13 protein-coding genes are annotated in these 16,073 nt (G+C 61.4%); 10 read left to right on the top strand and 3 right to left on the bottom strand.

Translation table 11 applies throughout. The features are described 5' to 3' along the window. Nucleotides 1–98 precede the first annotated feature (98 nt). From ACGYLX_RS13700 to xylB, 8 genes are all read left to right on the top strand, one after another. A complete protein-coding gene (locus ACGYLX_RS13700; protein ID WP_209219136.1) occupies nucleotides 99–1,160 on the top strand; it encodes a LacI family DNA-binding transcriptional regulator in 1,062 nt (353 codons plus the stop codon). Then, entirely contained in the window at nucleotides 1,153–2,448 is a 1,296-nt protein-coding gene (gene xylA / locus ACGYLX_RS13695; protein ID WP_394450188.1) for a xylose isomerase, read from the top strand. The genes ACGYLX_RS13700 and xylA overlap by 8 nt, the downstream gene beginning before the upstream one ends. A 22-nt stretch (nucleotides 2,449–2,470) precedes the next feature. Beyond that, complete coding sequence (locus tag ACGYLX_RS13690) at nucleotides 2,471–3,526, top strand: sugar phosphate isomerase/epimerase (protein WP_067261237.1); 1,056 nt, start codon at nucleotides 2,471–2,473, stop codon at nucleotides 3,524–3,526. Then, nucleotides 3,526–4,662, top strand: coding sequence for a Gfo/Idh/MocA family protein (locus ACGYLX_RS13685; protein WP_394450187.1), 1,137 nt, complete (start codon nucleotides 3,526–3,528; stop codon nucleotides 4,660–4,662). Before ACGYLX_RS13690 ends, ACGYLX_RS13685 begins: the two co-directional genes overlap by 1 nt. After that, the gene (locus tag ACGYLX_RS13680; protein WP_394450185.1) at nucleotides 4,659–6,176 is read left to right on the top strand and encodes a sugar ABC transporter ATP-binding protein; all 1,518 of its coding nucleotides are present in this window, start codon (nucleotides 4,659–4,661) and stop codon (nucleotides 6,174–6,176) included. The genes ACGYLX_RS13685 and ACGYLX_RS13680 overlap by 4 nt, the downstream gene beginning before the upstream one ends. A gap of 11 nt (nucleotides 6,177–6,187) precedes the next feature. After that, nucleotides 6,188–7,186, top strand: coding sequence for an ABC transporter permease (locus tag ACGYLX_RS13675; RefSeq protein ID WP_067263827.1), 999 nt, complete (start codon nucleotides 6,188–6,190; stop codon nucleotides 7,184–7,186). 33 nt (nucleotides 7,187–7,219) lie between these two features. Further along, nucleotides 7,220–8,167 (top strand): ABC transporter substrate-binding protein, encoded by a 948-nt coding sequence (locus ACGYLX_RS13670; RefSeq protein ID WP_394450183.1) that lies wholly within the window; start codon nucleotides 7,220–7,222, stop codon nucleotides 8,165–8,167. A gap of 62 nt (nucleotides 8,168–8,229) precedes the next feature. After that, nucleotides 8,230–9,675 carry a xylulokinase gene (gene xylB, locus ACGYLX_RS13665; RefSeq protein ID WP_394450181.1) on the top strand — a complete coding sequence of 482 codons (1,446 nt, stop codon included), beginning with the start codon at nucleotides 8,230–8,232 and terminating at the stop codon, nucleotides 9,673–9,675. Between the two features lie 55 nt (nucleotides 9,676–9,730). Here the strand turns inward: xylB and ACGYLX_RS13660 are convergent, their stop codons facing one another. From ACGYLX_RS13660 to ACGYLX_RS13650, 3 genes are read right to left on the bottom strand one after another with little or no spacing between them, the layout of a single operon-like run. After that, entirely contained in the window at nucleotides 9,731–11,920 is a 2,190-nt protein-coding gene (locus ACGYLX_RS13660; RefSeq protein WP_394450179.1) for a molybdopterin cofactor-binding domain-containing protein, read from the bottom strand. Next, entirely contained in the window at nucleotides 11,917–12,903 is a 987-nt protein-coding gene (locus ACGYLX_RS13655) for an FAD binding domain-containing protein (protein ID WP_394450177.1), read from the bottom strand. Before ACGYLX_RS13655 ends, ACGYLX_RS13660 begins: the two co-directional genes overlap by 4 nt. Continuing rightward, nucleotides 12,900–13,406: a 2Fe-2S iron-sulfur cluster-binding protein gene (locus ACGYLX_RS13650; protein WP_394450175.1), complete on the bottom strand. Its 507-nt coding sequence runs from the start codon at nucleotides 13,404–13,406 to the stop codon at nucleotides 12,900–12,902. The genes ACGYLX_RS13655 and ACGYLX_RS13650 overlap by 4 nt, the downstream gene beginning before the upstream one ends. Before the next feature lie 230 nt (nucleotides 13,407–13,636). On the opposite strand from ACGYLX_RS13650, the gene ACGYLX_RS13645 reads away from it, so the two are divergent. Together ACGYLX_RS13645 and ACGYLX_RS13640 are read left to right on the top strand one after the other, a co-directional pair. Continuing rightward, nucleotides 13,637–14,647, top strand: a complete 1,011-nt coding sequence (locus ACGYLX_RS13645; RefSeq protein ID WP_394450173.1) for an IS30 family transposase — start codon at nucleotides 13,637–13,639, stop codon at nucleotides 14,645–14,647. A gap of 379 nt (nucleotides 14,648–15,026) precedes the next feature. After that, entirely contained in the window at nucleotides 15,027–15,494 is a 468-nt protein-coding gene (locus tag ACGYLX_RS13640; RefSeq protein WP_394450170.1) for a hypothetical protein, read from the top strand. Nucleotides 15,495–16,073: the final 579 nt, after the last annotated feature.

The following is a 16,073-nucleotide window of genomic DNA, read 5'->3' as shown; positions in this document are numbered from 1 at the left end:
TATACGTCTATCAAAAATGATTGACGTATATCAAAATATCCCCCTAGATAGGCCCCGAGATGCGCAGGCTGGGAGGGCCAGCGCGCGGGGGAGGGGCCATGACAAGTCCGACGTTAAGCGATGTCGCACGCGCTGCCGGGGTGAGCTATGCCACCGCGGACCGGGTGATCAACAACCGCGGCAACGTGGCGGAAAAGTCCATCGCCAAGGTGCGCGAAGCGGTCGCGGCGCTTGGCTATGTGCGCAACGTCGCGGCGGCGAACCTGTCACGCGGGCGGGTCTACCGGCTCGCTTTCCTGATCCCCCGCGGCTCCAACGCCTTTTTCAACCGCATCCGTCAACACATCGACCATACCGCTGCCCATCAGGCCACCGAACGCGTCACCGCCGAGGTGATCGAGGTCGCGGCCTTCGCCGTCGAAGGGTTGCAAGACAGCATTTCGGACCTGCTGAAACGGGATTTCGACGGTGTCGCCATCGTCGGTTTGCAAAGCGCGGCGCTTGAGGCACCTTTGGCCGCCCTGCGGGACAAGGGGGTGGCCGTGGTGGGCCTCGTCTCCGACCTGCCGCAGACCGCCCGCGCCGCCTATATTGGGATCGACAACATCGCCGCCGGGCGCACCGCGGGCCGCATGGTGGGGCTTGCCCATGGCGGGCAGGGCGGACGGGTGCAGACCTTTGCAGGCTCGCTTGACGCGCGCGACCACGCAGAGCGTCTGACCGGCTTTCGCGAAGTGTTGCAGGCCGATTTCCCGCAGGTTGAGTTGCTGGATCCGATCATGACGAAGGACGACGCGCAGGTGCTGAACGCGCAGACGCGTCAGGCGCTCGGCCAGACGGAGCTGACAGCACTTTACAACGTGGGCGCGGGCAACAGCGGGTTGATCGCCGCCCTGCAAGAGGGGCAGGGAGAGCGGCCCTTCTGCGTGGTGCATGAACTGGTCGCGCATTCGCGTCAGGCGCTGCTTGATCGACATATCGATCTGGTGATTGACCAGCGCCCGGATGTCGAGATCAACCGCGCCTTCACCGTGTTGCGCGCGCTGATCGACCAAAAGGAATTGCCGCCGATGCCGGACCTCGTGCCGACGATTTACGTGCGGGACAATCTGCCCGCCGACACATTGACCGATAAGATGAAGGCCAAGATAGATGACTGATTTCTTTAAAGATATAAAGCCCCTCACCTATGATCCCGAGGGGGCCGATCTGGCCTTTCGCCACTACAACCCTGACGAGATCGTCATGGGCAAACGGATGGAGGATCACCTGCGTTTCGCCGTAGCCTATTGGCATTCCTTCGCATGGCCGGGCGGCGATCCCTTTGGCGGGCAGACGTTTGATCGCCCGTGGTTCGGTGACACGATGGATCTGGCAAAGCTCAAGGCCGATGTGGCCTTCGAGATGTTCGATCTGCTGAACGCGCCCTTCTTCTGCTGGCACGATGCCGACATCCGCCCCGAGGGGGACACATTCACCGAAAGCCTGCGCAATTTCGAAGAGATCATTGATTATCTCGGCGCCAAGATGGAAGGCTCCAAAACCAAGCTGCTTTGGGGCACGGCGAACCTCTTTGGCCACCGGCGTTTCATGTCGGGCGCGGCCACCAACCCCGACCCTGAGATTTTCGCTTGGTCCGCCGCCACGGTCAAAGCCTGCATGGACGCGACCCATAAGCTGGGCGGTCAGAACTACGTCCTCTGGGGCGGGCGCGAGGGCTATGAGACGCTGCTCAACACTGACTTGAAACGCGAACGCCAGCAGGCCGGGCGCTTCTTGCAGATGGCGGTAGAGTACAAACACAAGATCGGCTTCAAAGGCGCCATTCTGGTGGAGCCCAAGCCGCAGGAGCCGACCAAACATCAGTATGATTTCGACGTGGCCACGGTCTATGGTTTCCTCAAGGAATTCGGGCTGGAGAACGAAGTTCAGATGAACATCGAACAGGGCCATGCGATCCTTGCGGGCCATTCGTTCGAACATGAACTGGCGCTCGCCGCGTCCTTGGGGATTTTCGGCTCGATCGACATGAACCGCAACGATTATCAATCGGGCTGGGACACGGATCAATTCCCCAACAACGTGCCCGAAGTGGCGCTGGCCTATTACGAGGTGCTGAAGGCAGGCGGCTTTACCACCGGCGGCACCAATTTCGACGCCAAGCTGCGGCGGCAATCGCTTGACCCCATCGATCTGGTCGCAGCCCATGCGGGCGCGATGGATGTCTGCGCGCGGGGCTTCAAAGCCGCCGCCGCCATGTTGGAGGATGGCACGATTGAGGCCATGCGCGCCGAGCGCTACGCGGGGTGGGAGAGCCCCAACGCCAAGGCGATGCTGGAGGGGGATCTGGCCAGCATCGCGGCACAGGTCGTCCAAGACGGCATCAACCCGCAGCCCCGCTCGGGTCGGCAGGAAATTCTGGAGAACATCGTGAACCGGTTCGTTTGAGCCGGGGAAAGGGAGGAACATTATGAAGACGATCAAGGGACCGGCGCTGTTTCTGGCGCAATTCGCGGGCGATGAGGCGCCCTTCAACTCTTGGGACAGCATCACCAAATGGGCCGCCGATTGTGGCTACAAAGGCGTGCAGGTGCCCAGTTGGGACGCGCGGCTGATCGACTTGGCCAAGGCCGCGTCGAGCAAGGATTACTGCGACGAGTTCAAGGGCAAGGCGGTCGAAAACGGCGTGGAGGTGACCGAGCTTTCGACCCACCTTCAGGGCCAATTGGTCGCCGTGCATCCGGCCTATGACACGGCCTTTGACGGCTTCGCCGTCGAAGAAGTGCGCGGCAATCCCAAGGCGCGGCAGGAATGGGCGGTCGAGCAGGTGAAACTGGCGCTTTCGGCGTCCAAGAACATGGGGATCGGGGCGCATGCGACCTTCTCGGGCGCTTTGGCTTGGCCCTATGTCTACCCTTGGCCGCAGCGGCCTGCCGGGCTGATCGAGACGGCTTTTGACGAACTCGCCGCGCGTTGGTTGCCGATCTTGAACCACGCCGAAGACTGCGGTGTCGATGTCTGCTATGAGATCCACCCCGGCGAAGACCTGCATGACGGCATTACCTATGAGATGTTTCTGGAGCGCACGGGCAACCACGCGCGCGCCAACATGCTCTATGACCCCAGCCACTACGTCCTGCAATGTCTTGATTACATTGATAACATCGACATCTACAAAGACCGGATCAAGATGTTCCACGTCAAGGATGCCGAGTTCAATCCGACGGGCCGTCAGGGGGTCTATTCCGGCTACCAAAGCTGGACGGACCGCGCCGGGCGGTTCCGGTCGCTGGGTGATGGGCAGGTTGATTTCGGCGCTGTCTTTTCCAAAATGGCGGCGAATGATTTCGATGGCTGGGCCGTGGTGGAATGGGAATGCTGCCTCAAACATCCCGAAGACGGCGCGCGTGAGGGGGCGCAATTCGTTTCCGATCACATCATTCGCGTGACCGACAAAGCCTTTGACGACTTCGCCGATGGCGGCACCGATGAGGCGGCAAACCGCAAGATGCTGGGGATCGACTGATGGCACGTATTCGACTTGGCATGGTGGGCGGCGGCAATGACGCCTTTATCGGCGGGGTGCACCGCATCGCCTCGCGCATTGACGACCGGTTTGATCTGGTGGCAGGCGCGCTGTCTTCGACCCCCGAGAAATCCGCCGCCAGTGCGGAGGCTTTGGGTATCCCGCGCTCCTACGGCAGTTTCGAGGAGATGGCCGAGGCCGAAGCCGCCCGCGAGGACGGGATCGAGGCGGTCTCAATCGTCACGCCCAACCACGTCCATGCTGCTGCCGCGAAGGCGTTCTTGGCCAAGGGCATCCATGTGATCTGCGACAAGCCCCTGACCTCCACGCTGGAGGATGCGGAGGCGTTGGCGGCCAGCGTCGCGGAGGCCGAGGCGCTGTTCATCCTCACCCATAATTACACCGGCTATCCGATGATCCGCCAAGCGCGGGCCATGGTGGCGGCAGGCGATCTGGGCGAGATCCGGATCGTTCAGGTGGAGTATCCGCAGGACTGGCTGACCGCGCCGATGGAGAACGAAGGCGTCAAACAAGCCGAATGGCGCACCGATCCCGCACGCTCGGGCGCGGGCGGCTCTGTGGGGGATATCGGCACCCATGCCCATAACCTCGCCTGTTTTGTCAGCGGTCTGGAGGTCGAAAGCCTTGCCGCCGATCTGCAAAGCTGGGGCGCGGGGCGCAAGCTGGATGACAACGCCCATATGATGCTGCGTTTCGCCGGTGGCGCGCGCGGCATGCTGTGGTCAAGCCAAGTGGCCCCGGGCAATGAGAACGCGCTGAAACTGCGGGTCTATGGGGAGAAGGGCGGTCTGGAATGGTCGCAGGAGGACCCGAACTACCTCTGGTTCACGCCATTGGGAGAGCCGAAACGCCTGATCACCCGCAATGGGGCAGGGGCGTCTGAGGCGTCGCAATCCGTAAGCCGCATTCCCGGCGGCCACCCCGAAGGGTACCTCGAAGGGTTTGCCACGATCTATAACGAGGCCGCCGATGCGATCCGCGCCGTGCAGGGCGGGGCGAGCCGCGAAAGCGCCATGGGCGTGCTGCCGGACATCACGGCGGGCATGGCGGGGATGCGTTTCATCAACGCCTGTGTCACCTCCTCGGCCAATGATGCGGCGTGGACCAAGCTATGAGTGCCACCCCCGTTCTTGCCCTGCGCGACGTGAGCAAGAGCTTCGGCTCGATCGAAGTGCTGCACGGCGTGACCCTCGCGCTGGAGCCGGGGACCGTTCATGCGCTGATCGGTGAGAACGGGGCAGGCAAATCCACCACGATGAAGATCATGGCCGGCTATCAATTGCCCTCCAAAGGCGCTGTCGAACTTGAAGGTGCGGCGGTCCGTTTCGACAGTCTGCACGAGGGCGAGATGGCCGGGATCGTGATGATCCACCAAGAGTTCAACTTGGCCGAACAGCTCACCGTTGAGCAGAACATCTTTCTGGGCCGCGAGTTGAAACGCGGGCCACTGCTCGACAAGGCCGAGATGCGGCGGCGCACGCGCGACTATCTTGATCGGGTGGCCTGCAACGTCTCTCCGGATGCGCTGGTCTCGCGCCTGTCGAATTCCGACAAACAGATGGTCGAGATCGCCAAGGCCCTGTCGCGCGATGCGCGGGTGTTGATCATGGACGAGCCGACGGCGGTGTTGACCAAACGCGAGACCGATGTGCTGTTCAAACAGGTCGCGGTCCTGCGCGCGGCGGGGACGGCGGTCTTGTTCACCTCGCATAAATTGGACGAAGTGGCCGAGATCTCGGACCATGTCACCATCATGCGCGATGGCGCGGTGGTGCAATCCAGCCCGACCTCTGAGATCACCGAAGACGAAATGGCCACCGCCATGGTGGGCCGCGATGTCTCTGACCTCTACCCCGCCAAACCCGGTGTAGAGCGGGACGCGCCAGAGGTGCTCTCGGTCGAAAACCTCAGTGTGCCGGGTTTTGCCAGCAACCTGTCCTTTTCGCTGCGGCAGGGCGAAATACTAGGGGTGGGCGGGCTGATCGGCTCTGGCCGGACCGAGGTGATGGAAGGCCTGGCCGCGCTGCGCCCGGCAAGCGCCGAACGTGTCACCCTTTTTGGGGAGCCGGTGCAGTTCAAGCGGCCAAGCGACGCGCAACAGGCCGGGCTGTGCTATCTGACCGAAGACCGCAAGCTGCGCGGTCTGCTGCTGGAACGCGGCATGCGTGAGAACCTGACCCTGCAAAACCTGCATAAATTCGGCGGCTTCCTGATTGATCGCAACGCAGAGGAAACCGCCCTGACCGAGGCCATTGGCGAATTCGACATTCGCGCGGGCAGCCGTGATGTGCGGGTCGGCAATATGTCGGGCGGCAACCAGCAGAAACTGCTGCTGGCCAAGATCATGCTCTCCGAGCCGCGCATCCTGATCGTCGATGAACCCACCCGCGGCATCGACATCGGCACCAAGCAGCAAATCTATGCCTTCCTGCGCAAATTGGCCGATCAGGGTCATGCGATCATCGTGATCACCTCTGAGATGCCCGAACTCATCGGTCTTGCCGACCGCGTGATGGTCATGCGTTTGGGTAAGGTCAGCGGCACGCTGAACGCGGGCGAGATCACGGAAGACGCGATTGTCCGCCTCTCCATGGGGCTGAGCGCCGAACAAATGCCGATGACGGCCTAAGGAAACCGAAGATGACAGATGTAACCACCCCTCAAACCAAAAGCTTCCGGATGCCGTCGATGTCTGTCCTCGGGCCGATCATCGCGCTGATCGTTCTGCTGCTGATCGGCACGGCGCTGAATTCCAACTTCCTGAGTGCGGCGAATATCACCAACGTCCTCGCCCGCTCGGCCTTTATCGGGATCATCGCGGTGGGCATGACTTTTGTCATCACCGCGGGCGGGCTCGACCTGTCGGTAGGGTCGATGGCGGCCTTTATCGCGGGGCTGATGATCTTGGTGATGAACGCCGCTTTACCGAGCCTCGGTGTCGGCGTGCCGATCATCCTTTTGGGGATGTTCACGGCCATCGTCGCGGGGCTGCTGGCGGGGCTGTTGAACGGCTTTTTGATCACCGCGCTCGGCATTGAGGCCTTCATCGTCACGCTCGGCTCGATGGGCATTTACCGCTCGCTGGTGACTTGGCTGGCGGATGGCGGCACCCTGTCGCTCGATTTCGGTCTGCGCAGCTTTTACCGGCCCGTGTATTTCGACGGCATCCTCGGGATCAGCTGGCCGATCATCGTTTTCGCGCTAGTGGTCATCATTGGTGAGATCATCATGTCGCGCAGCGTCTATGGCCGCCACTGCGCCGCCACCGGCTCGAACGAACATGTGGCGCATTATTCCAATGTGAACGTCAATCGCACCCGTCTGATCTCCTATGCGGCCTTGGGCATCTTGGTGGGCATTGCGACGATCATGTATGTGCCGCGCCTCGGCTCGGCCTCGGCCTCTACCGGGGTGCTGTGGGAGTTGGAGGCGATTGCCGCCGTGATCATTGGCGGCACTGTGCTCAAGGGTGGTTTCGGTCGGGTCTGGGGCACCGTCATCGGCGTGCTGATCCTCAGCCTGATCGGCAATATTCTGAACCTCACCGATTTCGTGTCGCCCTATCTCAACGGTGCGATCCAAGGGATTATCATCATTCTCGCTGTGATCCTACAGCGCGAAAGGAAGACGGCGCTTTAAGCCGTAGTTGAACGCTTCATGGGAGGAGCAAAAATGACATTTACCAAAACATTCATTGCCACGGCGCTGGCCACGGCTGTCGGTACGGGCGCCTTTGCCCAAGAGACCAAGGTTATCGGCGTCTCGATCCCGGCGGCGACCCACGGCTGGGCGGGGGGCATGAACTTCCACGCCAAGGAAACCGTCGAGCGGCTGGAAGAGGTCTATCCCGACCTCGACTTCGTCCTCGCCACCGCGTCGGACCCCGGCAAGCAGGTCAACGACATCGAAGACATGGTCGCCACACGCAACATCGACGCGCTGGTGGTGCTGCCGTTCGAATCCGACCCGCTGACCCCGCCGGTGCAAGCCGTGGCCGACAGCGGTGCATGGGTTACCGTGGTGGACCGCGGCCTTTCCGTCGAGGGCATCCAAGACCTTTACGTTGCGGGCGACAACAGCGGCTTTGGCAAGGTGTCGGGTGAGTTCATGGCCCGGCAAATGCCCGATGGCGGCGACATCGTCGTGCTGCGCGGCATCCCCACCACCATCGACAACGAGCGTGTCGAGGGTTTCAACGCGGCGATCGAAGGCTCCGGCATCAATGTGCTCGACATGGAGCATGGCAACTGGAACCGCGACGACAGCTTCACCGTGATGCAGGATTTCCTGTCGAAATACCCCAATATCGACGCGGTCTGGGCCTCGGATGACGATATGGCGATTGGCGTGCTGGCCGCGATCGAAGCGGCAGGGCGTGACGACGTGAAATTCGTGCTCGGCGGGGCCGGCATGAAAGAGATGATCAAGCGCACCGCCGATGGCGATGAGATGATCCCGGCCAATGTGACTTACCCGCCGTCGATGATCGCCACCGCGATTGAGCTGACCGCCGTGGGCCTCACCTCCAACGCGCCGGTCTCGGGCACTTTCGTGATCGGCTCGGTGCTGGTGACGCAAGAGAACGCGATGGATTTCTACTATCCCGACAGCCCGTTCTAATGACCAAGGCCACCGGCAGCCTGCCGGTGGCTCCCTCTCATTTGTGAAGTAACGAGTACCGCATGACCTATCTTGGTTTGGACCTTGGCACCTCGGGCGTCAAAGCGCTTTTGATCGACGAAGGCCAACGGCCCTTGGCCGAGGGTCATGCCCCATTGGAGGTTCAGCGCCCGCACCCGATGTGGAGCGAGCAAGACCCCCATTCATGGATCACCGCCTGCGAGAGCGCCATCGCCGAGGTCCGCGCCGCGGCCCCGGATGCATTCGCGGCGCTGCGCGGCATTGCCGTCTCGGGCCAGATGCATGGGGCCACGCTGCTGGATGCCAGTGACCAGCCCCTGCGCCCGGCGATCCTGTGGAACGATGGCCGCGCCCATGCCGAATGCGCGGAACTGGAAGAACGTGCCGATTTTCGCGGGCTGGGTGGCAATATCGTCATGGCGGGCTTCACCGCGCCCAAGCTGCGGTGGGTGCAAAAACATGAACCCGAGGTTTTCGCGCAGGTCCGCAAGGTCCTGCTGCCCAAGGACTATGTCGGTCTTTGGCTGACGGGCGAGCATGTGTCGGAAATGTCCGACGCGGCGGGGACGCTCTGGCTCGACGTGGAAAAACGCGATTGGTCGGATGAACTGCTCGCCGCCACGGAGCTTAGCCGCGATCACATGCCGCGATTGGTCGAAGGCAGCGCACGGGCGGGCGGGCTTCGGGCCGAGCTTGCCGCTCAGTGGGGTGTCGGCAACGTCACTGTCGCGGGCGGCGCGGGGGACAATGCCGCCACCGCCGTGGGGCTGGGGCTGGTGCAGCCGGGGCAGGGGTTTCTGTCGCTCGGCACCTCTGGCGTGCTATTCACCGTGACCGACCGTTTCGCCAGCAACACCGCAAGCGCCGTACATAGTTTCTGCCACGCGGTGCCGAAAACCTGGCACCAGATGGGGGTCATCCTATCGGCCACCGACGCTTTGGCATGGCTGGGCCAGATCACGGGGCAAAGCCCCGCAGCCTTGGCGGGCATGGTTCAAGAGCTGCAACAGCCTTCCGCGATCACCTTCCTGCCTTACCTCTCGGGCGAGCGGACGCCGCATAACGCCCCCGATGCCGCCGGGGCCTTTCACGGGCTGCGCCGCGCGCATGGGTTGCCGGATATGGTGCAGGCGGTGATGGAGGGGGTGGGCTTCGCCTTTGCCGACTGCTGTCGCGCCCTCGACCACTGTGGTTCCTTGCCCGAACGGGTCTGCGTGGCGGGTGGCGGCAGCCAGTCGGAGACATGGTTGCAGATGATCGCAGACATCACCGGGCTGACCCTCGATGTGCCAGAAAGCGGTGCGCAGGGCGCGGCGCTCGGCGCGGCGCGGCTGGCGATGCTGGGCTGTGGCGAGGCGGCGGAGGCCGAGGTGATCCGCCCCCCGAAGATACGCAAGAGCATCGCGCCCAACCCCGCGCTCACCTCAGCCTATGCGGAACGCTATGCCGACTTCCGGGCGGCTTGGGAGCAGCGGCTGACGCGGTAGGTATCAAACGTAAAGCAGGCAAAAAGTGAGGCGGCCATCACGCCGCCCCCCCTCATCACATCCCGGCAATCACCTTGTCCAAAGTGGCGGGATAGTCACGCACCCGCACGCCGGTGGCGTTGTAGATCGCATTGGTGATCGCTGCCGCCGCGCCGCAGATGCCCAACTCACCGATCCCTTTCGCCTGCAGCGGGTTGGCCCAGTCGTCCCGCTCTTCCAGCAGATCGACGGTCAACTGCGGCACATCCGCGTTCACCGGGATGTGGTATTCCGCGAGGTTGTGGTTGGCCACATGGCCGTCGCGCGGGTCAAAGGCAAGTTCCTCAGTCAGTGCGATGCCGATGCCAAAGGTCATGCCCCCCAGACATTGCGAGCGCGCCGTCTTAGCGTTCAGGATCCGCCCGGCGGCAAAGGTGCCATGCATCCGCCGCACCCGTGTCTCGCCCGAGGCGGCATGCACCGCGACCTCGGCGAAATAGGCCCCGAAGGTGGCCTGCCGCACCGCCTCAGAAGTATCGCCGGGCTGGAAGTGACCCACTTTGGCAATCTCATCCCCGTTCAGGATATCGCTCAGGCTGCGGGTCTGGTTGTCGAAGGTCGCCTTGCCGTCTTTCAGCGTGAGGTCACCTTCCTCCACCTCCAGCCGCGCGGCAAGCTGTTTGCGGATCGCCTCGCAGGCCAGATAGACCGATGTGCCGCTCGACGACGCGCCCCATGACCCGCCTGAACCCGAAGCCGGGGGCAGGGTGGTATCGCCCAAGACCACATCGACCGCATCGCGCGGCAGGCCCATCATATCGCCCGCGATTTGGCCCAAGATCGCATAGGTGCCGGTGCCGATATCGGTCATGTCCGTTTCGACCCGCAGGCGGCCATCGGGCATCAGCGTCACGCGGGCTTGGCTCTCCATCAACACGTTCACCCGCGCGGCAGAGGCCATGCCATAGCCGATCAGCCATTCCCCCTCGCGCCGCTCCTTGACGCCCGGGCGGTCGGCCCAGCCGAATGTCTCGGCCCCGCTGTCGAGCGCCTCTCGGAAACGGCGGGAGGAGAACTTCTTGCCGCTTTCGGGGTCTTTTTCGGGGATGTTGCGGCGGCGAAGCTCGACAGGGTCCATGCCGATCTTATCGGCCAGCTCATCCATCGCGCCTTCGAAAACGGTGACACCCACCGCCTCGCCCGGCGCGCGGACGGAGCCTGCGCAAAGCCGGTGCACCCGCGCCAAATCCATCGACATCTTGCGGTTTGCCCCGGCATAGAGAAAATGCGACGCCTGCAAGACCGGCTCGGCGAAGCTCTCTCCGGGCAGGTTGGACACCCGCGCGTCATGGCCCAGCCCGGTCAGCCGACCTTCGGCATCAGCGGCAAGGCGCACCCGCTGCGTGGTCTCGGACCGGCGCATCGTCGCCTCATAGACCTGCTGGCGGTGCAGCGCGACAGAGACCGGGCGGCCCACCTCTTTCGCGGCAATCGCCGCCGCGACCGCCTCGGGCGCAATGCCGAGTTTCGACCCGAAGCCGCCCCCGACATAGGGCGACAGGATGCGCAGCCGGTCGGGGTGGATGCCCAAGGCATCGGACAGTTCATTGCGGTTGTATTTCAACATTTGATAGCTGCCGCGCAGGGTCAGCTCTTCCCCATCCCATGAGGCGATGGAGGCATGCGGCTCCATCGGGGTGCTGGAATGCGACGGGGTGGTATAGGTTACATCGACCGAGAAAGCGGCCTGAGCCATAGCACCGTCAAGATCGCCCTGATCCAAGGTCTTCGCCTCCTGCGGCTCAACCGCCGCGGTGGCGGGATCGACCGGCATGACCTCGCCATTCTCCAATTCCACCTTTAGCGATTGCGCCGCATGACGTGCCTGTTCGAATTCCTCTGCGACGACCAACGCGATCAACTGGCCGAGGTAGGCGGCCTGTTCCGGCCCCTGTATGGGTGCTTGGTTCGCGGTGCCTTGGGCCGGATTGCGCAGCAGGCGCGGGTCTTGGATCACGGCCAATACCCCCGGCATTTGCGCCACCGCTTCGCGGTTGGCCAAGACCACCCGGCCGCTATTGCCCGGCGCGCGGACCATCACGCCATGCACCATGCCCTCGACCTGCCATTCATTGGCATAGGTCGCCGTTCCGCTCACCTTCAGCGGCCCCTCCGGACGGTCCAGCGGCGCGCCGACAAGCCCCTGCGCCATATCGTCCAGCCTGCGGGCGGTGGCAGGCGCGTCCATCTTGAATTGCTCGGTCATTGCTGGGCCTCCGCGGTAAGTTCGTTCAGCACCGACACCAGCGTGCGGCGGGCGAGGGGGATTTTGAAATCATTCGCGCCATAGCCTTTGGCCTCGGCCAGCAGCAGATCGGCGGCTTTGTTGAAAAGGTCTTCCGAAGGCGCGTTGCCGGTCAGCAGTTCCTCCACCTCGGCATTGCGCCAAGGTTTCGGCGCCAGCCCGCCAAAGGCCAGATCGGCACGGGTGATCCGCCCGTCTGCCATCTCGACGATCCCGGCAACCGAGACGAGGGCAAAGGCATAAGAAGCCCGGTCCCGCACCTTGCGATAGGTCTGGTTGCCCGTCACAGGCGCGGGCAGCACCACGGCGGTGATCAATTCGCCCGGCTCAAGAACGGTCTCTTGATCGGGTCGCTCTCCGGGCAGCAGGTAAAGCTCATCAAGCGTCAGCCGGCGCGTGCTACCGTCCTCCTTCAGTGTCTCCACCTCGGCCCCGAGCGCCCGCATGGCCACGGCCATGTCGCTGGGATGGGTGGCGATGCAATGCTCCGAGGTGCCCAAGACGGCAAGGATGCGGTTGAACCCCTCCTTCGCCGAACAGCCCGTGCCCGGCGCGCGTTTGTTGCAGGGCATGGCGCGGTCGTAGAAATACAGGCAGCGCGTGCGTTGCAGCAGGTTGCCGCCCGTCGTCGCCTTGTTGCGCAACTGCCCACTGGCCCCGGCCAGCAACGCGCGGCTCAGCACCGGCCAGCCCTTGCGCAGGCGGGCGTCATTGGCCAGATCGCTGTTGGTCACCAAGGCCCCGATGCGCAGCCCGCCATCTTCGGTCTCTTCGATCTCGCTAAGGTCGAGCCGGTTGATGTCGATCAGTGCCTCAGGGGTCATGACCTCCAGCTTCATCAGATCGAGAAGGTTGGTGCCCCCGGCGATGAAGGTACCACCGCTGGCTGCTTGCCGCGCGGCGGCCTCTGTATTCTCGGCGCGGGTATAGTCGAATGGTCTCATGCGTTTTCTCCCGCCGCTTTTCGGATCGCCTCGACGATGTTGGGATAGGCCGAACACCGGCAGAGGTTGCCGCTCATCCGTTCCGAGATCTCTTCCGCCGTCAGCGCGGACTTGCCGCTCAGATCATTGGTCACATGGCTAGGCCAGCCCTCTGTGATCTCTTTCAGCATCGCGGTGGCCGAGCAGATTTGCCCTGGCGTGCAATAGCCGCATTGGAACCCGTCTTCGCTGACAAAAGCTTCTTGCAGCGGGCTGAGGTTGCCCGGCTGTCCGATGCCTTCGATGGTGGTCACCTCATCGCCGTCATGCATACAGGCCAATGTCAGACAGGCGTTGATCCGGCGGCCATTCACCATGACCGTGCAGGCGCCGCATTGCCCGTGATCGCAGCCCTTCTTGCTGCCGGTCAGTCCAAGATGGTGGCGCAGCGCATCCAGCAGCGTCGTGCGGGGATCGAGATCCAGCCGCTGCTTCGTGCCATTGATGGTCAGATTCGTTTCCACGGCAATTTCCTTTGGCTAAATGGGGGCGGAGGGGCAGGCCCCTCCGGCTATCGGCTGGCTCAGGACGTAGGGCGGCACGGATGAGCGGCAAGCGGGTGTGGCTGGTGGAACTCGGGCGGCGCACTTCAGTAACATAACCATGATTACGAGGCTTTTGACTGTAGCCGGGTGGATTCACAAACGAAGTGCAAATTCTGTACGAATACAGAGAGTTGCATGGAGTATGAAGAATGGGAACCCACTATTGTCACCTGAAGCTGGACGAACGTCGCAAGCTTGCAAAGTGGCTTGAAGCCAAAATGCCGATTTCAGAGATCGCGGATCGACTAGGTCGCGACCCGTCCACGATCTACCGAGACATTAAGCGTAATCGGTACACGGACGACGAACTGCCTGAGCTAAATGGGTATCACGCGCTCGTAGCTCAGGACAAATATGAGCACCGCCGCGCGATCCATCGCAAGATGATCATGCACCCTGATTTGAAAGCCGCCATCGAGGACCGCCTGAAGGCTGGCTGGTCGCCCGAACAGATAGCCGGCAGGATGCGGCTCGAACGGCACCCGATCCGCGTAAGCCACGAGACGATTTATCGCTTTGCCTATTCCAAAGACGGTCGCGAGGAACAGTTCTACCGCCATCTCCCTGAGCATCGTCGCCGCCGTCGGCCGCGTGGTTACCGCAGGCACAACAGAACCCACATATTCGACATTCAAAGCCTGTCACACAGGCCTGAGCGTGTCTCAGAACGCTTAGAATTCGGCCATTGGGAGTGCGACTTGATGATGTTCCGCAAGGAGCATGGGAAGGTAAACGTGACGTCACTGGTGGAGCGCGTCAGCCGCTATGCCGTCGTGATGCGTAATGAAGATCGCCAATCCAAACCGATCATGGAGTCCCTGATAAACGGGCTGGTTCCCCTGCCCGCCGACGCGCGCCAGTCGATCACCTTCGACCGCGGCACCGAGTTCTCGGCCTGGAAATATCTCAAGGCCGAGATCGGAGCGGATGCCTGGTTCTGTGACCCGCAAGCGCCCTATCAGAAAGGCACTGTTGAAAATACGAACAATAGGCTGCGTCGATACCTGCCAAGATCAACCGCACCGACGGCGCTGACAAATCGATATTTGAAGTCGATTTGCCACCGCCTCAACACAACGCCGCGCAAGTGCCTTGGCTACCGGACGCCCGCTGAGGTCTTTGAAAGCAACCTGATGGAAATACAGAACCGGTTGGAGTAAAGCGACATATCAGGAACTGCACTTCAGCGTGAGTTCACACGGGCGTTACCCTCAAATGTGATTATTGTGAGAAAGCAGTATTTTACCTAACGGGAGGGATCGGTATGGGAGCTGTTTACAGCCAACTGAGTATAGCCTGCCTTTTATGTCGAAGAGCAAAGATTCAGGTACCGTTAAGCAACAGCGCTATCTACTCGCCGGCGCATCCTACCTGAGAGAAATAGCCTATAGGTCCTTCATGTATTATTAAAACATGTTGCAAGAACAAGGACAAAGCACGCGAGGGAAAACAATGGCTATAAAACAGTCCAAAAGCCTCATACGTGCACTTCTGGTTCTGATGCTCTTGGGAGCCATTTGGCTTCCTAAAGAAAGGCGAATGACCGTTTTTTTGACAGGTTACAGCTATTGGGACAACACGCCCCCGGCCTCAGCCATCATTGGGCGCCCCATCATACATGAAGTTGCTGCGGGGGTAGGAACTTACGACGATCCTGTAACCTTAGCGGTGGGCTGGCGGATAGATGAAGGTAAAGTATCAGAAGATTTCCAGCCTGGTACGAGGTTTTATATTCCCCGATTGCGAAAATATGCGATTGTTGAAGACCTGTGTGGGGATGGTGCTAAACCACAAGGTGGGCCATGTCACATCGGTTGGGAAGGGTACCATTGGCTAGATATTTATGTGGATGGCAGCACCCGAACCGCGGAGATAAGTCAGCAATGCATGGAAAAGCTTACGGGCATCCAGCCTGTCTTGATAAAGCCAAGAAAAGGATATCTCATATCACCCGGACCTATTGTCGAGACCGGGTGTAAAGTTTTCCAAGTTTCATTGCTGAAGTGAAGTTTTAACCTGCGCACTCAGCAATATTGGGTCAAAAGGTTTTGTGATAACGTCACTAGCCCCTAACTTAAGCAGTGCCTCTCTGCGGTAGCTTGCATGAGTTAACCGAAGGCGATCTCAAAGCAATCAAGCCAATAGATCTTCTTGGTAAGCCTTACAGCTCTACAAAACTGGCTGAAGTGCTAAAGTTTTTTGCTGCTTCCAAGAATTCCTCTATATCAGCTCATATTTCTCTGAGACCTTCTGGGGATACTTCTAGCCCTTGCTCATGTCGAAAATTTGTCCCGCAAGGGCGATGTGTTGTTAATATTAAGGCATAAATTGGGCGCTTCGTGTTTGCGCTAACACATGGTGGCGACGACCCCAGCTGGGTGTCTTAACCGTCCAAACGTGATGGAGTGGCACACAGCGCCTCACAGGGGGGGTGTTACTGCCTTAGGCGCCGTGCTTCAGCCTGGGAGATATGGGCAAAAGTTGGTGATGCCTGATCAGGCGGCAGTTTGAAGCTGGCGGATCCCATCGCGGAACTCAACCCCTTGGATGATCTCGGGCAGACGGTTCTGTCCATCGAGTTTGCGC

Source organism: Sulfitobacter sp. 1A13496 (assembly GCF_043557225.1).
Taxonomy (GTDB): domain Bacteria; phylum Pseudomonadota; class Alphaproteobacteria; order Rhodobacterales; family Rhodobacteraceae; genus Sulfitobacter; species Sulfitobacter faviae.
Note: the sequence above shows the minus strand (reverse complement) of the source record. Positions and strands in the feature narration are given on the sequence as shown.